The sequence below is a fragment of the Sphingobium abikonense NBRC 16140 genome, assembly GCF_001598335.1.
In the GTDB taxonomy this organism is placed as follows: Bacteria; Pseudomonadota; Alphaproteobacteria; order Sphingomonadales; family Sphingomonadaceae; genus Sphingobium; species Sphingobium abikonense.
Window position 1 is genome coordinate 17,064 of the sequence record NZ_BCYT01000021.1, and the last position, 19,077, is coordinate 36,140.

Below are 19,077 nucleotides of genomic sequence, written 5' to 3' on the forward strand. Positions count from 1 at the left end.
AACGCCCGGTCAGAATGGCAGCTTGAAGCCGGGGGGCAGCGGCAGGCCAGCCGTCATCTTGCCCATTTCGGTATTGCTGACTTCATCCGCCTTCTTGCGTGCGTCGTTGAAGGCCGCCGTGATCAGGTCTTCCAACATCTGCTTTTCCGACGGCGCGAGCAGGCTGTCGTCGATCGAAACGCCTAAGATGCGCCCCTTAGCCGACGCGCGCACCTTGACCAGGCCGCCGCCAGCGGCGCCTTCCACTTCCAGCTTGTCCAGATTGTCCTGCGCGCGCTGCAATTCTTCCTGGACGCGGCTTGCCATGCCCAGAATTTCGTTCAGATCCTTCATGCTTCAGCACTCCATCGTTCGAGCCGTTCGTCCAGCTCGGCATCGGGGAAGGCGGCCATCGCCGCCTTGACCACCGGGGTTTCCAAAATCCGGGCGCGCGAATCCGCCGCCTGTCGCTGCTCCTGTTCCAGCAGGGTCGGCTCGGCCGGCCCGTCGCCCGCCGCCACCTGCCACACTGTTCCCGTTACCTCCCGCAAAGCCGGCAGCAGGCGCGGAAGGAAGTCTGCCGGCAGCTGCGGCGTCGGGCGATAGTCGAACTGCGGCGGCGCATAGCGGATGACGCCCACGCAATCATGCAGTTCCTGCGCCAACTGCCCCTTCCCGCGCTGCCAGAAAGCTTCGATCAGTTCGACGAAAGTGGCGGGCAGACGCGCGGATGTCGGCGCCGGTGAGGGACCGCCGGCGCCCTTAGCATCAACACCCGCTGCTGACGGTGCCCCGCCTTCGCGCAACAGCCGCGCAAGTTCGCCGGGATCGGGCATTGTAGCGGCATGCATGACCCGCAGCAGCGCCATCTCGCAGCTTTCGATCGGTAGGACTGCATTGGCGACCTCGTCATGCCCCTTGAGCAGCAGCTGCCACAGGCGATGGAGCGGGGCGAAGCCCAATTGCGCGGCCCAGTCCGCCAGCATTTCCCGCTCCTCGGCGGACTGGCCGGGGCTGGCAATGTCACGACCGGCCTTCATCAGCGTCACTGCATGCACCAGTTCCATCAGCCCGCGCATCAGCGCCAGCGGCTCGACGCCCAGGGCATATTGCTCCCGCACGGCGGCGAGCAAATTGGCCGTTTCCCCTTCCAGCAGCAGCGCCAGCAGACGACGTACTGACCCGCGATCGGACAATCCCAGCATTTCGCGAACCTGCGCTGCGGTCACGAGCGAAGGCCCGTCGTCCATTTCCGCATGCGCGATCGCCTGATCAAGGATGGACAATCCGTCACGCGCCGAGCCTTCGGCCGCCTGGGCGATCAGCGCCAAAGCCTCGGGTTCGGCAGCGACGCTTTCAGCCTCCACGACATGCGCGAAATGACCGGCCAGCAATTCGGCGGGAATGCGGCGCAGGTCGAAGCGCTGGCACCGGGAAAGGACCGTGACCGGCACCTTGTTCACTTCCGTGGTCGCGAACAGGAATTTCACATGCGCCGGCGGCTCCTCCAACGTCTTCAACAGCGCGTTGAAGGCGTTTTTGGACAGCATGTGCACTTCGTCGATGATGTAGATTTTGTAACGCGCCGACACGGCGGCGTAACGCACCGCTTCGATGATCTCGCGCACATCGTCGACGCCGGTATGGCTGGCCGCGTCCATTTCGACGACGTCGATATGGCGGCCTTCCGCGATCGCCTTGCACGGTTCACACTGGCCGCAGGGGTCGATCGTGGGACCGCCCTGTCCGTCCGGTCCGACGCAGTTGAGCGCCTTGGCAATCAGGCGCGCAGTCGACGTCTTGCCAACCCCGCGAACACCGGTCATCAGGAACGCGTGCGCAAGCCGTCCGCGCCGGATCGCATTGCCCAGCGTCTGGACCATCGCGTCCTGGCCGATCAGTTCGCTAAAGCTGCGCGGTCGATATTTGCGCGCCAGAACGCGGTAGGGCTGGAGTGAATCGGACATGCCATGGTCCTACCCGTTCAGGCAGGGATTGTCGAAGCGAGATGCTGGAGGGTGGGAGCCGGGACGACCCGCGGCGGAATCACTGTGGCTGCTTCCGTCAGGACCTGACCAGGTTCGCGACGGCCTCGTCCGCCCGACTCCCGATCGCGCATATGACCGTTCGCCGATCGGATGGCAAGGCCTTAGCGGGGTCGAGCACCGCCTTTTCGATCGCTCAGCGCTTCTCGCCGCCTTCATCGAAGAAATGCTGGATCACGTCGCGCGCGAGCCGCACCGGCCGCAAGGTCGACGCATCGACGCAGCACCAGCTGGACCGAACCTCCGCCAGCACCTCTTCCCCGCGCCGGATGACCGTTTCGTAGAAAGCCCTCGCGCCCTGGACTTTCTCCAGAAGCACGGTGGCGATCACTTCATCATCAAGGAAGGTCGGCTTGCGGTACGTAATTTCGTGCTTAAGGGCGACCCACAGATGTTCTGCGACAGCCTCGGCAGGGGCAAGCGCGCGCCAATGATCCAGCACGGCATTCTGCACCCATTTCAGATAGCTGGCATTATTGACATGACCCATGAAATCAATGTCGTCCGGGTCGATGCCGACGGGATAGCTGTGGGGAATCGCGTTACTCACAAGAATGTCAATACCATCTCCGCAGGGCGGCAGATAGGGGGCACTTCAGAAAAGAAATTCCGGAGCGTGTGGCATGCAAGCGACTCCTAGCCATGTGGATTACCTGGTTGCATTGTCCATGTCGCAACGCAGCAAAAATCGCGGAAATTGATTGACACGCCCACCACAATAATCATGCTGTGCCGCATCCGTAACAATGACGGTGATCAGCATGGCTATGAGCAAGGAAGTGGCAGCCCAAGTGGCGGCTCAGTTGACACAGGCATGGGCTATCCGATCCGGCGTAAAGAAGCCGGACCCGACAAAACCGATCGAAGATCAGGTAATTACCATCTACAACCGATTGTTTGTTGCAGTGCAGCAATTGGACCGGTGATCAGCCCGTTCTGAAGGCGACATCTGATCGCGGCGTGCGTGCGACTCGTGATGGGAGATTAACGAGAAAAGGCCGGCGTACCCCCGGCCTTTCCCCGAGTGATCAGAACCGCCAGCCGACGCTTGCAACGACCTGATGACGATCCGTGTCGACATCGAAATCAGCGCTGGTCGCGCCATTCATATAGTCGATGTTCGCATCGGTGTAGTTGGAATAGCGATATTCCAGCTTGGCAAAGGTATTGGTGTTGATCGCGCGTTCGACGCCCGCGCCGATGCGCCAGCCGTCCAGCTTGAAGGAGCGATCGGTGGTTTCATTGGTGTTGCCCGCCAGCACATTCAGCTTGCTGTTGGTATAGCCACCTTTCACGTAAACCAGCGTCGCTGGGTTGGCGAGGATACCGGCACGCGCGCCGATATACAGGTCGCGGCCCTGGCTTACACGGCCGAAGCCGAACTGATCGGTCAGGTCATAACGGTCGCTCTTCGCGGTCGAATCCGTCCATTCGCCTTCCACGCCAACGACGGCGCTACCCAGGTTGACGTCATAGCCCGCGCCGATGCCGTAGAGCAGTCCGTCGATCGACTGGTCATCGCGGCCATTATTATTGTCGACATCGCTGCCGGCGCCGACATGGTCATAACCCAGGATCGCTTCCACACGCGGACCCGTGAAGGTCGGTCCGACATCCTGCGCCAATGCCGGGGTGGTGACGCCAACGCCTGCCAGAAGAGTTGCGACCATCAACTTGCGCATAACAGATACTCCATTCGTCTTTCTTCTCCCCTGCTGGGGATGAGACGCAGAAGCCATGCGACCGGCAAGAGTTTCATGAACGGGAGATAAACGCCTGAATCTGTGGCATTATTGCCACGAAAATGCTTCAGCTTGACGCGGACATGTGCGTTTGCGACGGTAAGCTGTCGATCTGTTCAGCATTCGACGACGTTGACCGCCAGTCCGCCCAGCGACGTTTCCTTATAGCGGCTCGCCATATCCTCCCCGGTCTGGCGCATGGTTTCGATCACGGCGTCCAGGCTGACGATATGCCGCCCATCGCCCTGCAACGCCAGATAGGCCGCGTTGATCGCCTTGACCGCGCCCATCGTATTGCGTTCGATGCAGGGGATCTGGACCAGGCCGCCAATAGGGTCGCAGGTCAGGCCTAGATTATGTTCCATGCCGATTTCAGCGGCATTTTCGATCTGGCTGTTGGTGCCGCCCAATACTGCAGCCAAGCCGGCAGCCGCCATCGAACAGGCGACCCCTACCTCCCCCTGGCATCCCATTTCAGCCGCAGAGATGGACGCGCGCTTTTTGTAGAGGAACCCGATCGCCGCGGCGGTGAGAAGGAAGCGCCGCTCCCCGTCGCGATCTGCGCCGGGGACAAAGCGGCGATAATAATGCAGCACCGCCGGAATGACGCCGGCCGCACCGTTGGTAGGCGCGGTGACGACCCGGCCCCCTGCCGCATTTTCCTCGTTCACCGCCAGAGCGAACAGGCTGACCCATTCGAAAATCTGCGCGGGACCAAGCGCGTCTTGCTGAAGGCGCAGCCGCTGGTGAATAGCGCGCGCCCGGCGACGCACCTTGAGGCCGCCTGGAAGCAATCCCTCCTGCGAAAGACCACGCTCGATCGACTGCGACATGGCGTCAATGACCCGGTCCAGAAACGCCTCGGTTTCTTCCTGCGATCGCCAGGCGCCTTCGTTGCGCAGCACCAATGTGGCAATGGAAAACCCATGCGCCTCCCCCTGCTCCAGCAACTCCGCACCGGAGGAAAAGGGATAAGGCTGAACGACATTATGGCCCAGCGCCACATCATCGCTGACCGGCACCGTTCCGGGTAGCACGGCCCCGCCCCCGATCGAATAATATTCCCTCACGAACGGAGCGTCTTCGTCCGCAAACCATGCGGAAAAGCGCATTCCGTTGCTGTGCGCTTCCAGGAATTCGCCCATGTGAAAGAGGAGGTCGCGCTCTGTGTCGAAGGGCACCCACTGATCCATCGCACTGCCCGCCTGGATGCGCCCATCGGCGCGAATAGCGGCCAATATGTCGGGTATCGCATCAGGATCGACGCTTTCCGGACTATGGCCCGACAAGCCCAGAAGCACGGCCGTATCCGTCGCATGCCCTCGCCCCGTCAGCGCGAGCGATCCGAACAATTCGCATTGGACGCGCTGCGGCATGGCGGGCAGTCCATCCATGAACTGCAAGGCCGCACGCATCGGCCCCACCGTATGCGAACTCGACGGTCCAATGCCGATGGTGAAAAGATCAGTGACGCTGATGGCGGTGCCAGCATCGATACGACTGTTGGTCACGATCAATAATCCTTGGAAACACGGACGTTAGCGCTCTGCCGACCAAGCGTGGAGATGGCGCCGAGCAGCGAAAGCCAGCGCGTCACCTGATATTCGATGCGAGTGGCGGAATAGCCCTGCCCATCGGTGATGAGTTCGACATAGGTTTTACGGGTCAGATATTTGCCAGCGGCAATCGATGTCCCCTGCCCCTGCGTCGGATCGGCCGCAATGATCCGCAACCGGTCCAGCCCCGCCGCCTTGCGCACGGCGTTGATGGGATCAAGCCCCCCTTCGCCCTGCAAGGACCCGACGGCCGACGCCAGTTGCAAGGCTTCAGGCGCGGACAAATTGGTGATCGACGTGCCGAACAGGACGCGGGAAAGCAGTTCGTCCTGCGGCAGCGCCGGCACGCTGTTGAAACTGATGTCGGGTTTCAATCCGGTGCCGCCGACATGGATTGTCGCGCTGAGATCGCTGACGTCCGCTTCCGCATCGATGTCGAGCGTCGGATTGACCGGCGTCTTGCCGTCAAACTGAATACGGCCCTCGCGCAGATCGAAGCGGCGGCCGGCAAATTCATATCCCCCGCGCACCAGTTCCGCCCGTCCCGCGATGGTCGGGTTGGTCACGGTTCCGCCGATCGTGAGGTCCGCGCGCCATTCGCTGTCCAGCCCCAGGCCCGTCACCATCAGGCGATTGCGCGCCCGCGCCCGCAGCGCCAAGGCCCAAGGAACGCTGGTGCGTGGCCGCTCAATCTCATCGCCGCGCCGGTTGATTTCCACGACGCGCAATTCGGGAATCTGCGCCACCGCCGCCGCACGCCCCATGGTGAAGCGGCTGCGGTTGAGGATCAGGTCGCCGCCGATCGCCCCGCCAGCGCCATTCGACTTGAGCGTCAGCGGCCCCGTGACCGTGGCGGCGATATCATCCCGGTCCAGCAAGGCGGCATTGTCCGCCTGAAGCGCTAGGTCCATGCCAACACCGGCGATACCGTTGAACGTGAATCGTCCACTGCCCGTCACAGAGCCGCCATTTTGCGCGCTGGCGGCAAAGCTGTTGATGACCAGCTGCGCCCCGGAAAAGCGGCCCTGCGCCTTCACATTGCGCAGGCGCATGCCGGTTACGGCGCTATTGATGGTCGCGTTTTCCGTTGCGAGCTGGCCGCTGATCTGCGGATTGGCGAGCGTCCCGCGCATATCCGCCGACACGCTGACCGGCCCCCCAATATCGACAATTTCCACGCCCGTCAGCCGCCACAGCGTATCGGCCGTCCCCGCATAGCGCAGTTGCGCAAAGAGCGGGGCGGCATTGAGGCGCGACACCAGGCCGCCTTCGCGTCCCAGCGGAGTGAGCAAGGCCTGACCGCGCCCGATGGTGCGCCCGTCTGCTACGAAGAGCATCCGGGTCGCCAGCCGGTCGGGCGTCAGCGCCGCATTGACACCGACATCGACAGGTTGCGAACTTAACGACAGGCCCGACCGCGAAAGGCCCCGGATGCGCAATTCCGCCTTGCCAGTCGGCGGTCCGCCGCGCGGCTGCGCATAGCTGAGCGACCCCGTCGCCATGCCGCCAAGCCCCAGATTGTCATAAGCGATGTCGAGCAGTGACAGCGGCAGCGTCTGCATCCGCGCTTCGATCCCGATCGCCCCGGCGCCATATTCCCCCGCCAATTGCAACGATCCGCCGGCATAGCTGATCGTCGCGGGCGACAGCCGCCAGCCTTCGGCCGTCCGCCTGAAAAGCGCCGCGCGGGTCAGGCCAATGGGGCGCTTGTCGATCGTCCCCTTGGCGGACAGGCGGATGCTGTCCGGTTCGACCTGCGCTTCGCCTTGCAGATCGAACAAACGCCCCCGCTGGCCGGACAGGCTGCCGCTGACCTTGCCCCGGCCGTCCACCAGATTGGCGGTAAGCGCCAAGCGGCCTAGCAGCGCGCCGCCCACCCGCAGTCCCCGCGCCTGCGCCGTTGCCGTGACATTTGTTCCGGCAGGGTCAAGCAGGACAGTGGCGTCCAGCGTTCCGCGTCGCACTTCGATCGCGGTCGGTCCCGCAAAGCTCGCGCCATTGGCGGTCAGTTTGACCTCCACCTGCTGGATGGCGTTGACGGGCCGGAAGCCGACATAGCCGGTAACCGGGCCGGTCACGCCCAATTGCCCCTCCAGCCCGCCAGGAAGGGGCCGGATGTCACCGCTGGCATTGACGCCCGACACCGAAAGCTGCGCCACGCGAACGACCGCCTGGCCGCCCGGCGGCAGCAGGATGACGCCCCGCCCGTCAAACGGACCCAGCGTCGATCCGCCTTGCGCGGTGTAGCTGTAGCCTTCGCTGTCGGGAACCAGATGCGCCTTCACGTCCCGCAGGCCCAAGGCATCGAGCGGCCGCTCCAGAACAAGGTCGATCGTGGGGCGCTCGATCCGGCCGTCGAGGACGAGTTGCAGCGGGCCATAGCGATCATGCTCGCCGCTGCCTTCGAAATGGAAACTGCCGTCGCGGCGCCTCATGCCGTTCGCCCGTAGAGTCAGCAGCGGCGATTGGAGGGTGAGGTCCTTGAACGCCAATTGGCCATCGGGCTGCAATTCCAGGCCGCTGCGCGCGACCGGCAATCCGCCGCCAAGGCTGCTGAGAAACCCGTTATCCAGCCGTCGCATCTGCGCCATCGCGCTGCCGCTGAGACCAAAGCCGCCATCCCGGCGCGGCGTCGCGCGCAGCTTGGACGTCAGGTCGACGATGCCCAGGCCGCGGATGAACAGGCTGCGAATCTGGCCATCCAGCCCAAAATCATAGCGACCGCTCTTCAGGTCGAGCAGCATCACCAGCCTGCCCTGCAGCTTGTCCGACCGGACTTGCATGGGATTGCTGACAAGTTGCTGGCCCTTCAACTGAAGAACGCCGTCCAGCGCGAAATTGCGAGCGATGGTGCCGACCAGGTCGCCATGACCATCAAGCCTGCTCGCCCGCAGTTTGACAGGGATCAACAAGGGTCCACTGCCCGCCCCCCGTCCGCTGCCTTCGGCGCGAACATCGGCAATCACGGTCTTGTCGAATGTCAGCTGTTGCGCCGTCAGCAGATAGTCAAAGCCCAGCCTATCGAGCGGCCCGTCAAGCCGTATCTTGGCCTGAATGTCCCGCCCGCCCATCGTGCGGAGCAGCGCCTGCGGACGCGCCAGCGCCACTTCCACCAGCATATTGTCGAGCGCGTTGTTGCGCAGGTCGATCGCGCCATCTGCGCTGAGGTCAAGGGCTGCCGAGCGCAGCATCAGCTTGCCGTCGATGATGCGGTTTTCAAAGCGGCCGTCAGCGCGCACGGACAGGCGCGGATCGGCCAGGCGCTTGACAAGACTGCCGCCTGCGATTGCCCGTCCCTCGATCGTGCCGCGCGCCGAATAGGCGCCGCTGCGCGCCGCCAGAACCAGATCGGCCGCCGGCGCGCCGTCCAGCGTCGCGTCCAGCCGGCCATCCCATTGGCTCCAGCTGCCTTTGCCGCCGATGCGCAGATTGGCATCCTGCCGCAGCCCGGCCATCGTCGCCAGAAGCCCCTTGCTGGGGGCGTTGACCGTCACGTCGAGCTTGAACCGATCATCGTCGGGTCGGCTGTCCAGTGCTATGGTGAGGACGTCGCTGCCATCTATCGTGCGGGCGGACAGATCGATAATGGCGCGGCCACCGCGAATATCCGCATCGCCCGCCATTGTCGCTGTCTGCGCTCGCCCCGTGATGGCGGGCGCGATGGACAGGCGACCGACCGAAAATTGCATCAGTCGAATGTCGAAGCCCGGCAGGATCGGCCCGCGCCGCTGCGTGGGATTAAGCTTGGGCAGTTTGCTGAGGGACGCCTGCGGAATGGACAAGCGGTCAATGTCCAAACGATTGGACAGCCAGGCGAAGGGCCACCAGTCCAGCTCGACGCGGGGCGCCCTGAAGAAAGGGCCGGTGGAATCAGACAAGATCAGGTCGCGCAACACCGCCTTGCGATAGATGCTGCCTTCGATCGCACCGACCTGGATGCGCAGCCCCGACGACGTTTGTATTGCGGCAATTCGGCTGGCCAGAAAGCGATGCCCGCCATCAGTATCAAGCCATGTCAGTGCGCCCGCCATGATCAGGAAGACGGCGGCGAGGACACCGGCCACCCAACGTTGCCAGCGACCATCCCAGGCGCGGCGCGGCGCGGCCTTGGCAGGCGGCGGGATGACGGGCCGCGGGGGCGTGTCCTCCACCATCAGAAGGCCTGACCCAGCGAGACATAGACCGCGATCTTGGGATCACCCGCTTGCGGGTTGAGCGGGGTGCCGACATCCACGCGGATTGGCCCGAAATTGCTGTAATAGCGCACGCCCATGCCCGCGCCGACGCGCAGGTCGCGGAAACGGGGCAGGAAGCTGGTGGAGATATTACCAGCGTCGACAAAAGGCACGACGCCGAAATTGCCGAAACGTATGCGCCCTTCCAGCGAAAATTCCGCCAGGCTTTTGCCCCCGACCGGATCGTCATCCTCGCCATAGCGCGGACCGATCGCCTGATAGCCATAGCCGCGCACCGACGCGCCGCCACCGGCATAGAAGCGGCGGGACGGCGCGATCTGATCGACGGTCGAGCCAAGGATGGTGCCGAAGCGCGCGCGCGCGGCGACGACGACGCGCTCCCCCACCGGCTGATAGGCACTGCCGTCCAGCTGCACCTTCGTATATCCGAATGTCTTGTTCTGGAATGACAGTTCCGGGCTGATCCGCCCGCCCAGGCGAAAGCCCTTGGTCGGATTGAGCAGATCATCGCTCCCGTCATAGGTCAGGCTGAGCGGAACGGCGCCGATCAGGAAGGTGCGCCGCGCGCCCCCGGAAAAGGCGTCCGCCTCGTCCGACGCGATCAATTCCGCGCCAACGCGCCAAACCCAGTTTTTCTGGAACAGGATGTTGGTCTGCCGCTCCAGCGCACCGGCCAGGGTGATGGTGCGGGCGTCATAGGCATCGCGGCGAATATTGCTGACGGACACCAGACCGGTCAGCACATTGTCACGCCGGTGGAAATTGTTGCGGCGATAGGTGAAGGACGCGGTCTGTTCCTGTGTACCGACCACACCGCGCACGGTGACGGCGCCTTCGGGCGGAAAAAGATTGCGGTGCTGCCAGCTGACTTCCGCGCGATAGCCTTCGCCGGTGCCATAACCCAGTTCCCCGGCGATCGTCCGCAGCGGCGCAGGGCGCACATCGACGTCCAGGTCGACATGGTCGCCATCGCCCGCATCGCGCGGCGTCAGCGACACGGACGACACCAGACCGGTTGCGACGATCGCTCGCCGCAGATCCTCGACATCCGACGCCATGTACGTGTCGTCGGGGTCGAAGCGCGCGATTTCCTGGACATGATGGGCGTCGAACAGGCGTTCGTCATTCATGCGGATCGCCCCGAAGCGTCGATATCCGCCCGGCGCGACGATGACGTCCAGGTCGCCCTTACGCTCCTCATGGTCGATCCGCACTTCCGGCTCATCGACCTTGGCGAACGGAAATCCGTTTTCGGCCAGTGCCGTTTCCAACTGCCCCTGGCCTGCGATAATGGCGTCCGCATCGACCGGATCGCCTACTTTGGGCGGAAAGGCGGCGCGCAGCTTTGCTTCACGCTCGCCGGTTTCGGCAAGACCGGTCACGTCGACCGAAGACAGGAGGTAGCGGGTGCCCGGCGTGATGATAAACGTCACCGCCAGCCGGTCGCTCCCCGGCGCGGGGGCGGCGACATTGCCGCGCACCCTCGCGGCATAATAGCCCTTTGCCCGCAGCAGCCGGTCGAGCAATTCGCGATCCTCGGCGATGCGACGATTTATCTGCGCGAGGTTGGCCGCCTTGTCCTCGCCCTGATGCAACACGGACAATTCGTCGAAGCGCTGGCGGAAGGTCGTATCGGCGATGCCGTCCAACCCCGTCAGGTTCACCGTATAGCGACGCTCTTCACCCGCATCGGCGAAAGCCGCGACGGCCTCGGCCGGATCGGTCGGCGCGACATCGAAGGCTTCGGCCGGAGCGCCAGCCTGATCGGCAGGATCGGGGACGAGCGGCGCGACATTATCGGGCTGATCCATGTCGGGCCAGTCGAGGCCGATGTCGGGCATGGCGTCCAATGGCGCATCGCTATCGGGCAGCGCCGGCGCGGTTCCACCCTGCGCCAGCGCCGGACAAGGGGCAAGCAGCAGCAACGGCGCGAAAAGCAGCCGGGTATGCGGTCGGCCGGAAGCGCGGCATCGGGTCCGCAAACCATGGGTCATAGCGCCGGTCTAGACCAACTATGGCGCAAAGCGCCAGTGCCGAAGATCATGGCAATCAGGGGCTGTTCGGCAAAATGTCAGAAAGCCGTGTTGAGGCGATCCAGCAGGGCGCGCGCCGGGCCGGCGTCATGGCGCTTCGCATCATTGCCCATATGGCCCAGCCGGTCCTCCAGCCGCGCGACCCGATCATAAAGATCCTGACTGCCCTCGATCAGGGCGCGGGCCTCGAAGGGAAATCCCTCCGTCAGCGTGGCGTCGGTCAGGCTGGCGCGACCCAGCCGATATTTCTCGTCGCCCAGATCGGCATCGCTGATTTCCCCGCGCTGCCAGGCGCGCTGGCTGAGGAGCCAGGCGATGACATGCATCAGACGGGTCGTCACTTTAAGCGATTCGCAGGCGAAGGATACGCGGCGCAGAGGGTCGACCGCTTCGCCGCGTCCCAGAACGTCATCATCAAAATAAGCCCGTGCTTCATCGGCCATCATCATGGCTTCGAGGTAAAGGCCATCGACCAGTCGGCGATGAAGGCCGGGATCCAGAGACGCTGCATAACGCATGGCCACTGACTGACACAGATTGACGGCTTTGTCAGCGGGGCAAGACTGCAAGAATGGACGCCCGATGTCCCATTACGGAGCCGTTCTGTGGCAGGAACGCTGGCTGACACTCAGGCGATGATGTCGGGGACCAGTTCATCTTCCAGTGCGCTGATCTCATCCTTCAGCCGCAGCTTGCGCTTTTTCAGCCGCGCGATCTGCATCTGATCGCTGGTCCCCGCATCGACCAGAGCCGCGATCGCACTATCGAGATCGCGATGTTCGACCCGAAGCAACTCCAGACGGCGCATGATATCTTCCCGGCTCACCGTCGCTGCTCGCATCCCCTGTGCATCGTGCGACCCGTGGTAGCGCCCGATGCTCGCGCGGGCCACCGCAAATTTGCAAACGGCCCATCGCAAAGGCGGAATCACCGCGAGACACGGACCATATTTCATGATCTAATCGGAAATCCATCGCCCTCGTAAGGAGAATGTCATGGAAAACAGCCACATCTCAGCTCTTTCGGCCAAGCACGCAGGACTCGACGCGCGGATCAAGGCGGAGACGAGTCGTCCCATGCCGGACACGACCCTGGTTGCCTCGCTCAAAAAGCAGAAATTGCGGCTGAAGGAAGAGATGGCTGCGCAGCATTAAGCACAAGCGCGTCCATACAGGGTGCGGACCGGCGCAATGGCGTCGGTCCGACCCGTCCTGTCATCATCGGCGTATCAGGATGTCCGCATACCGGCACCGATGTCGTGACGGTCAGCGCAAGCGACCAGCGCGCGGCGCCCTCAGATAATCCGGCATCGACTGTGCGGAGCCAGAAGACACAGGCTTACGGGCCAATTGCGGGTCAATAACTTCATCAAAAGCCAAGCCGATTTTGCTGTCGCGCGACCAAGCAATCGTGCCGGAGATGCGGCCGACGCCGCGCAAGTCCAGCGCGACCTTCTGCCCGGCCGCGAGTGGCATTTCGCAATCCGCCATCAAGCCGGTAGCCGACAAGTTGCGGATCCGCGCGCGGCCAAGTGATCGTCCATCCGCGGCGAACAGGCTGGCCATCAGGAACAGGCTATCGCGCGGTGACGATCGCGCCGGTCCCCGATCCGAAATGCCCTGCTCGTCGTCCATTCCATACCCGCAAAATCTAGTGTGTTCCGTCGCGGACACTATCGTCAGGCGATGGAAAAACCGTTAATCGTCGCGCGAGATTTTTTCCTGCCGTTCATGCCGCTCCTGCGCCTCGACGGTCATGGTGGCGATGGGGCGCGCTTCCAGGCGGCCGAGCGAAATCGGTTCACCTGTCACTTCGCAATATCCATATTCGCCATCGTCGATACGGCGCAAGGCCGCATCGATCTTGGAAATGAGCTTGCGTTGACGATCACGGGTGCGCAACTCGATCGACCAGTCGGTTTCGCTCGACGCGCGATCGTTGAGGTCGGGTTCGCGCAGGGGCTCATTCTGAAGAACCGCCAGCGTCCCTTCCGCCTCGGCAAGGATCTGCTTTTTCCAGTCCCACAGCCGCTGCCGGAAATATTCCTGTTGCAGCGGATTCATGAACTCCTCGTCGGCCGAGGGGCGATAATCGACAGGCAGGGTTATGGACGATTTGGGCGGCTTTACGCCGTCTTTATCGGAATTCAGCACCGACGCCATCTGGCTCTCCGACTCGTTGGCCCGGTGCTTCAAGTTCCCGGGCACCAATGACTTTTCATTGAGGGCGCCTCATAGCCATCGGCGCGGAACGACACAAGCGGACATTGGCGTCGGCAAGGTGGGTTTTCCACCGCACGACCTAGTCCCCGCCGAAGCCGCTTCCGCGAATCGCAAGGGGACGCGCTGCCGCAATGGATCGAGTTGCGCTTTACCCTATGGCGCCGGGTCGTATCATAGTGGGACGTTAACCATGATCGCTGACGCTACGGCCTGAATTTGGTGGACTTGTCGGCAGGATTCAGAGTTAACGACCTTGCGGTTAACCTTTTCTTCTGCGCTTTTGTGAAAAGGCAGCCTGACCCGTTCCAACCCGGATCGGATGGCGACAAGACAAGAGTGGATTCCTATGTCGGTTCGGATGGCCCTGGCTAAACTATGCGCTTGCACCTGCGGTGGCGCGATCATCGGTGGCGGCGCGGTGCATGTGGCCGAAAGCGCGCGCCCTGCTGTCGTTCATAGCAGCAAGAGCACGAAGGCCGCGCCCAAAAAGCGCTATGCCGTCCGCACCGTGAAGAGGAAGGTCGTCAAGACCGCCGTGGCCTGCGCACCACAAACGGTGACTGTCACCAGCCAACCCGCGCCCGTTCCGCTGCCTGCGCCTTTGCCGCCGGCTGAAATGCCGATGATGTCGGGCGGCGGCGGCGCGGTGCCGATCGTCATGGGCGGCGGCGGCGGATTTGGCGGCGGCGGTTTCATCGGCGGGTTCTTCGGCGGTGGCGGCAGCAGCGGCGGGTCCGTGGTGATCTCATCCACCAGCAGCTCGACCGGCGGCATCAGCACGTCGACGTCATCCGGCGCGACCAGCAGCTCATCGTCATCCAGCTCCAGCTCGTCCTCCTCCTCTTCGTCGTCCAGCTCGTCTTCGAGCAGTTCTAGCGGCGGGAAACCGGGCAAACCCGACAAGCCCGATCATCCCGGTTCGACCGGTGGTTCGTCCGGCAGCAGTTCGTCGTCTTCGTCCAGCTCGTCCAGTTCATCGTCGAGCAGTTCGTCGTCCAGCTTCGGCAGCACGGGCAGCAGTGGCAGCTCGTCGACGTCGTCTTCGACCAGCAGTTCGTCGTCCACCAGTTCCTCGACCAGCAGCTCGACGGGGGGATCGAGCACCAGCACTGGCGGCACGGACGTGCCCGCGCCGCCTATGGTTCTGCTCTTCGGTGCGGCCGCCGTGGCACTGGTCGCTCGCCGACGCTTTGCCGAACGCAAGGCGCAGGCAGCAGCCTGACCCTTTTCCCCTCAAAGGGGGCATGCGAGGGGTGGCTCCGGGGGGCCACCCCTTTTTTGTCGCCTCAACTGGCGGCGATGACTTTTTCGATTTCCGGCACCGGGTGATTGGTCAGGTCCTTGGCAATCTCTCCGACCAGGCGGTCCTGCACTTCCTTGTGCAGATGCTTGCGCATTTCGCCAAGCGCTGTCGGCGGCGCGACGATGATCAGCTTTTCAAATTCCTGCGCCAGGGCACGACGTTTCAGCATATCGGCGGCATCGGCCGCGAAGCGCGCCTCCTCCAGATCATGAAAGTTCACTTCGTCCATGGCGCTGCGGTGGCTGCCGACAGAATTGTGCGATCGGCCCGGCGCATCGGTCGCCTGATCGCGATCGGCGGGATTGTCCTGCTCCTTTACCGTTTCCGCTTCCAGATTGGGATAGGCCGCATCGCCCTTGTTCCGGAAGAACAACATCTTGCGACCGTCGGCCACCAGCACCATCGTATCATGTTCGATCTGCATCGCCTGTCTCCTTTGTTTTTGGCTGACGTAACGCTAACGGATGACGGGGCCTGGGGTTGCGCGAGCGGCAGGCTGGAGGCATAGGCTTGCGCCATGCACGACATACGCTTCATCCGCGAAAACCCTGCCGCTTTCGACGCCGCCCTCAAGCGCCGGGGACTGGACGCGCTGTCGTCCGATATCATTGCGCTGGACGAGCAAAGCCGCGCGCTCAAGACGGAGTGGCAACAGGCCCAGGCGCGCCGCAATGAGGCGAGCAAGGCCATCGGTCAGGCCATGGCCGCAAAGGACAGCGATACCGCCGAGGCGCTCAAAGCCGAAGTCGCGGGCCTGAAAAATCGCATGCCCGCGCTGGAGAGCGAAGAGCGCGCGATCGGGGAGCAATTGACCGCGCTGCTTGCCGCCATTCCCAACCTGCCCGCGGACGATGTGCCCGATGGCGCGGACGAAGCGGACAATGTCGAGCTGAGCCGTTGGGGCACGCCGCGCGACTTTGCGTTTCAGCCGCAGGATCATGCCGATTTCGGCCCGGCGTTCGGCCTCGATTTCGAAGGCGGGGCCGCCCTGTCGGGTGCGCGCTTCACGGCGTTGCGTGGTCAGATGGCCCGGCTGCACCGCGCGCTCGCCCAGTTCATGCTCGATCAGCAGACGACGGCGAATGGCTATGAAGAAACGATCGTCCCGCTGCTCGTCAAGGACGCGGCGCTGTTCGGGACGGGGCAATTGCCTAAATTTGCCGAAGACCTTTTCCAGACGACGGATGGCCGCTGGCTCATTCCCACTGCCGAGGTGTCGCTGACCAATCTGGTCGCCGATCAGATCGTGCCGGAAGACCGCCTGCCGCTGCGCCTGACCGCGCTCACGCCCTGTTTCCGCTCCGAAGCCGGATCGGCGGGCCGCGATACGCGCGGCTTCATCCGCCAGCACCAGTTCGAAAAGGTCGAACTGGTGGCGATTTGCCGGCCGGAAGAATCGGAGGCCGAGCATGAACGCATGGTCGCGGCGGCGGAGGGCATTCTCCAGGCGCTTGCCCTGCCCTATCGCAAGATGCTGCTCTGCACGGGCGACATGGGCTTTGGCGCGCGCAAGACCTATGATCTGGAAGTCTGGTTGCCCAGCCAAGAAACCTATCGGGAAATCAGTTCGGTTTCCAATTGCGGTGACTTTCAGGCGCGGCGGATGAATGCCCGCATGCGGCCCGACGGCGGTAAGCAGACGATGTTTCTGCACACGCTGAATGGATCGGGCCTGGCGGTCGGGCGGACATTGGTCGCCGTGCTGGAAAATTACCAGCAAGCCGACGGCAGCGTCATCATTCCCGATGCCCTTGCGCCCTATATGGGCGGGATCACGACGCTGGAGCCGCGATAAGGGGACTTTTCCCGTCCTGGCTTCTGCGTTTGACGATGGACGTGGCATGAGGGCTGGAAAGCTGGCCCTGATGCGATACACAGAAAGGGATGCCTGTTTCCCCCCGCCTGCTTGTTTGCGCCCTCGGCCTGCTGCTACCGCTCACCGCCTGCATCCCGCAGCAAGCTGAGCGGGATACCGCCGCGATATCGACGCCGACGCCCCCGCCTAACCTTGGTGCGGACGCGACCACGGCGCGGCTGGCTGAACCAGAGCCGGTCTGGACCGCGCAGCAGGTCGTCCCCAACGCCCGCATTGTCGCGGAGTCGAGCTATGTCGTGCGTCCGGCCGACACGCTGCGCGGGGTCGGCAATCGCACCGGGGCCGGATCCGAAGTGATCGCGAAGGCTAATGGCCTATCGCCACCCTACGCCCTGAGCGTCGGGCAAACGCTCAGGATACCCGGTGGCCGATATCACCTCGTCGCTGAAGGGGAGACGGGGATTGCCATCGCCGCAGCCTATGCCGTCCCGTGGAGGCGCATCGTCGAGGCGAACGGCCTGGAGGAACCCTATGTCCTTCGGCGCGGGCAGCGCCTGTTGCTGCCCGATGCTCCGGCTGGCGATGCACGATCGCTGGAGCAGCGAGCGGCTGCATTCCGCATCGACATTGACGATGTGCTGACCGGCGGCCAGCCTGCCGCGCGGGACAATGCGCCCGTGATGGCCGCTTCCAGCAAGCCCAGGCCCCTCCCCTCCAATGCGCCGATCGCCCAGCCGACGGCGTTCGCGGGCAGCTTTGCCTGGCCGCTGCGCGGCACCATCCTCTCCCGCTTCGGGCCGGGTCAAAGCGGGTCCAGGAATAATGGCATCGACATCGCCGCCCCGGTCGGCACGCCGATCCGCGCGTCGGCCGATGGCGTCGTCGCCTATGCCGGCGACAAGGTGGCCGTGTTCGGCGGACTGGTTCTGATCAACCATGGCAGCGGCTGGGTCAGCGCCTATGGCCATGCCAGCCGCGTCGACGTGGTGCGCGGACAGAAAGTGACCAAGGGGCAGGTGATCGGCCTGTCGGGCGATACCGGCTATGCCAGCAAGCCCAAATTGCATTTCGAATTGCGCAAGGACCGCGCGCCGGTCGACCCGCTTGGCAAGCTGCCCCCGGCATGAGGATCGACAAGGCAAACGCCCCGTCGACCATGGCGGGCTTCCTGCGACGCAGATCGTCCATGCCGATGTGGATGGACCTGACATGGCGCGTCCTGCTCCTCTTCGGCCTCATTTCGCTGGTCCTGCTCCTACACTGGATAGGGCGGGACGGGCTGAAGGATAATCTCGACAACCAGATCAGCTTCATCGACGTGCTGTATTTCACGACCGTCACCGTCACGACCGTGGGCTATGGCGACATCGTCCCGATCACGCCGGAAGCTCGCTTGTTCGAAGCCCTGTTCGTGACGCCGATCCGGCTCTTTGTCTGGCTGATCTTCCTCGGCACGGCCTATAATCTCTTTCTCCGCAACATTTTTTACAGGTGGCGCATGGCACGCATCCAGGCCGATCTGCACAATCACATCATCGTCACCGGTTTCGGCACCAGCGGGCAGGAGGCCGTGCATGAACTGCTGGCGCGCGGCACCGATCCGCGGGAAATCGTCGTCATCGATGGCAGCGAAAAGGCGCTGGAACTGGCCGAAGCCCATGGCTGCAATATATTGTGCGGCGATTCGACGCGCGACAAGACGTTGAAGGATGTGGCGATTCACCGGGCGCGCAGCATGATCGTTTCGGCCGGGCGTGACGACACGTCGATCCTGATCACCCTGACGGCCCGCCATCTGGCCCCTCGCCTGCCAATCAGCATCGTCGTGCGGAACGAGGATAATGAAGTGCCCGCGCGGCAGGCCGGCGCGACGACGGTCATCAATCCCGTAAGCTTCGCCGGGCTGCTGCTGGCCGGCAGCACGACCGGCGAACATATTGCCGATTATATGGCGGATCTCGCCGCGTCCGGGGGCCGGGTGAAACTGATCGAACGGGCGGTGCTGCCGCAGGAAATCGGCCAGCCGCTGTCCGCCATCCGCACCGGCCTTGGCGTGAGGGTCTATCGAGGCAACCGCCCCATCGGTTTCTGGGAGGAGGATTCCAAGCAGTTGCAGACAGGCGATGTCATCATCGAAATCGCCGAAGGCGACGGCCATGGGAACACCCTGCCCCCGGTCTGATTC

19 protein-coding genes and 1 other RNA gene are annotated in these 19,077 nt (G+C 63.6%); 5 read left to right on the top strand and 15 right to left on the bottom strand.

From position 1 onward, the window contains the following. Window positions 1–9: 9 nt before the first annotated feature. The 4 genes from SAB01S_RS16205 to SAB01S_RS16220 form a co-directional block, all read right to left on the bottom strand. Window positions 10–333, bottom strand: coding sequence for a YbaB/EbfC family nucleoid-associated protein (locus tag SAB01S_RS16205; protein ID WP_021224908.1), 324 nt, complete (start codon window positions 331–333; stop codon window positions 10–12). After that, window positions 330–1,946 carry a DNA polymerase III subunit gamma/tau gene (locus SAB01S_RS16210; protein ID WP_062734343.1) on the bottom strand — a complete coding sequence of 539 codons (1,617 nt, stop codon included), beginning with the start codon at window positions 1,944–1,946 and terminating at the stop codon, window positions 330–332. Before SAB01S_RS16210 ends, SAB01S_RS16205 begins: the two co-directional genes overlap by 4 nt. A gap of 47 nt (window positions 1,947–1,993) precedes the next feature. Then, window positions 1,994–2,091: signal recognition particle sRNA small type (ffs, locus tag SAB01S_RS16215), an RNA gene on the bottom strand. Between the two features lie 69 nt (window positions 2,092–2,160). After that, a complete protein-coding gene (locus SAB01S_RS16220; RefSeq protein WP_062734345.1) occupies window positions 2,161–2,574 on the bottom strand; it encodes an acyl-CoA thioesterase in 414 nt (137 codons plus the stop codon). A 196-nt stretch (window positions 2,575–2,770) separates the two neighbouring features. Between SAB01S_RS16220 and SAB01S_RS18535 the strand changes: the two genes are divergently transcribed. Continuing rightward, window positions 2,771–2,950 (top strand): hypothetical protein, encoded by a 180-nt coding sequence (locus SAB01S_RS18535; protein WP_157078378.1) that lies wholly within the window; start codon window positions 2,771–2,773, stop codon window positions 2,948–2,950. Between the two features lie 102 nt (window positions 2,951–3,052). Here the strand turns inward: SAB01S_RS18535 and SAB01S_RS16225 are convergent, their stop codons facing one another. The 6 genes from SAB01S_RS16225 to SAB01S_RS16250 all read right to left on the bottom strand — a co-directional run bounded on the left by SAB01S_RS16225 (window position 3,053) and on the right by SAB01S_RS16250 (window position 12,359). Beyond that, window positions 3,053–3,706, bottom strand: coding sequence for an outer membrane protein (locus SAB01S_RS16225; protein WP_062734346.1), 654 nt, complete (start codon window positions 3,704–3,706; stop codon window positions 3,053–3,055). Window positions 3,707–3,882: 176 nt separating this feature from the next. Next, the gene (locus SAB01S_RS16230; RefSeq protein ID WP_062734390.1) at window positions 3,883–5,277 is read right to left on the bottom strand and encodes an L-serine ammonia-lyase; all 1,395 of its coding nucleotides are present in this window, start codon (window positions 5,275–5,277) and stop codon (window positions 3,883–3,885) included. Window positions 5,278–5,279: 2 nt separating this feature from the next. Further along, window positions 5,280–9,476 carry a translocation/assembly module TamB domain-containing protein gene (locus SAB01S_RS16235; RefSeq protein WP_062734348.1) on the bottom strand — a complete coding sequence of 1,399 codons (4,197 nt, stop codon included), beginning with the start codon at window positions 9,474–9,476 and terminating at the stop codon, window positions 5,280–5,282. Then, entirely contained in the window at window positions 9,476–11,512 is a 2,037-nt protein-coding gene (locus tag SAB01S_RS16240) for an autotransporter assembly complex protein TamA (RefSeq protein WP_174525674.1), read from the bottom strand. The genes SAB01S_RS16235 and SAB01S_RS16240 overlap by 1 nt, the downstream gene beginning before the upstream one ends. Before the next feature lie 77 nt (window positions 11,513–11,589). Further along, entirely contained in the window at window positions 11,590–12,069 is a 480-nt protein-coding gene (locus SAB01S_RS16245) for a DUF1465 family protein (protein WP_062734393.1), read from the bottom strand. A 110-nt stretch (window positions 12,070–12,179) separates the two neighbouring features. After that, complete coding sequence (locus SAB01S_RS16250) at window positions 12,180–12,359, bottom strand: YdcH family protein (RefSeq protein WP_062734395.1); 180 nt, start codon at window positions 12,357–12,359, stop codon at window positions 12,180–12,182. Between the two features lie 187 nt (window positions 12,360–12,546). Between SAB01S_RS16250 and SAB01S_RS18230 the strand changes: the two genes are divergently transcribed. Further along, window positions 12,547–12,705 carry a YdcH family protein gene (locus tag SAB01S_RS18230; RefSeq protein WP_021224918.1) on the top strand — a complete coding sequence of 53 codons (159 nt, stop codon included), beginning with the start codon at window positions 12,547–12,549 and terminating at the stop codon, window positions 12,703–12,705. A gap of 111 nt (window positions 12,706–12,816) precedes the next feature. Here SAB01S_RS18230 and SAB01S_RS16255 read toward each other — a convergent pair whose 3' ends face one another. The 5 genes from SAB01S_RS16255 to SAB01S_RS16275 all read right to left on the bottom strand — a co-directional run bounded on the left by SAB01S_RS16255 (window position 12,817) and on the right by SAB01S_RS16275 (window position 15,500). Then, window positions 12,817–13,185, bottom strand: a complete 369-nt coding sequence (locus SAB01S_RS16255; RefSeq protein WP_062734349.1) for a PilZ domain-containing protein — start codon at window positions 13,183–13,185, stop codon at window positions 12,817–12,819. Between the two features lie 63 nt (window positions 13,186–13,248). Further along, entirely contained in the window at window positions 13,249–13,713 is a 465-nt protein-coding gene (gene dksA / locus SAB01S_RS16260; RefSeq protein ID WP_031297551.1) for an RNA polymerase-binding protein DksA, read from the bottom strand. Window positions 13,714–14,265: 552 nt separating this feature from the next. Beyond that, the gene (locus SAB01S_RS16265; protein WP_245646510.1) at window positions 14,266–14,676 is read right to left on the bottom strand and encodes a hypothetical protein; all 411 of its coding nucleotides are present in this window, start codon (window positions 14,674–14,676) and stop codon (window positions 14,266–14,268) included. A 6-nt stretch (window positions 14,677–14,682) separates the two neighbouring features. After that, complete coding sequence (locus tag SAB01S_RS18910) at window positions 14,683–14,976, bottom strand: hypothetical protein (protein ID WP_062734352.1); 294 nt, start codon at window positions 14,974–14,976, stop codon at window positions 14,683–14,685. Between the two features lie 83 nt (window positions 14,977–15,059). Continuing rightward, window positions 15,060–15,500 carry a host attachment family protein gene (locus SAB01S_RS16275; protein ID WP_062734354.1) on the bottom strand — a complete coding sequence of 147 codons (441 nt, stop codon included), beginning with the start codon at window positions 15,498–15,500 and terminating at the stop codon, window positions 15,060–15,062. Between the two features lie 93 nt (window positions 15,501–15,593). Between SAB01S_RS16275 and serS the strand changes: the two genes are divergently transcribed. The 3 genes from serS to SAB01S_RS16290 all read left to right on the top strand — a co-directional run bounded on the left by serS (window position 15,594) and on the right by SAB01S_RS16290 (window position 19,074). Further along, on the top strand, window positions 15,594–16,871 hold the full coding sequence (serS, locus tag SAB01S_RS16280; protein WP_062734356.1) for a serine--tRNA ligase: 1,278 nt from the start codon (window positions 15,594–15,596) through the stop codon (window positions 16,869–16,871). A gap of 89 nt (window positions 16,872–16,960) precedes the next feature. Beyond that, entirely contained in the window at window positions 16,961–18,019 is a 1,059-nt protein-coding gene (locus SAB01S_RS16285; RefSeq protein WP_062734357.1) for a M23 family metallopeptidase, read from the top strand. Next, window positions 18,016–19,074, top strand: a complete 1,059-nt coding sequence (locus tag SAB01S_RS16290) for a potassium channel family protein (protein WP_062734359.1) — start codon at window positions 18,016–18,018, stop codon at window positions 19,072–19,074. The genes SAB01S_RS16285 and SAB01S_RS16290 overlap by 4 nt, the downstream gene beginning before the upstream one ends. The last annotated feature ends 3 nt before the right edge of the window (window positions 19,075–19,077 follow it).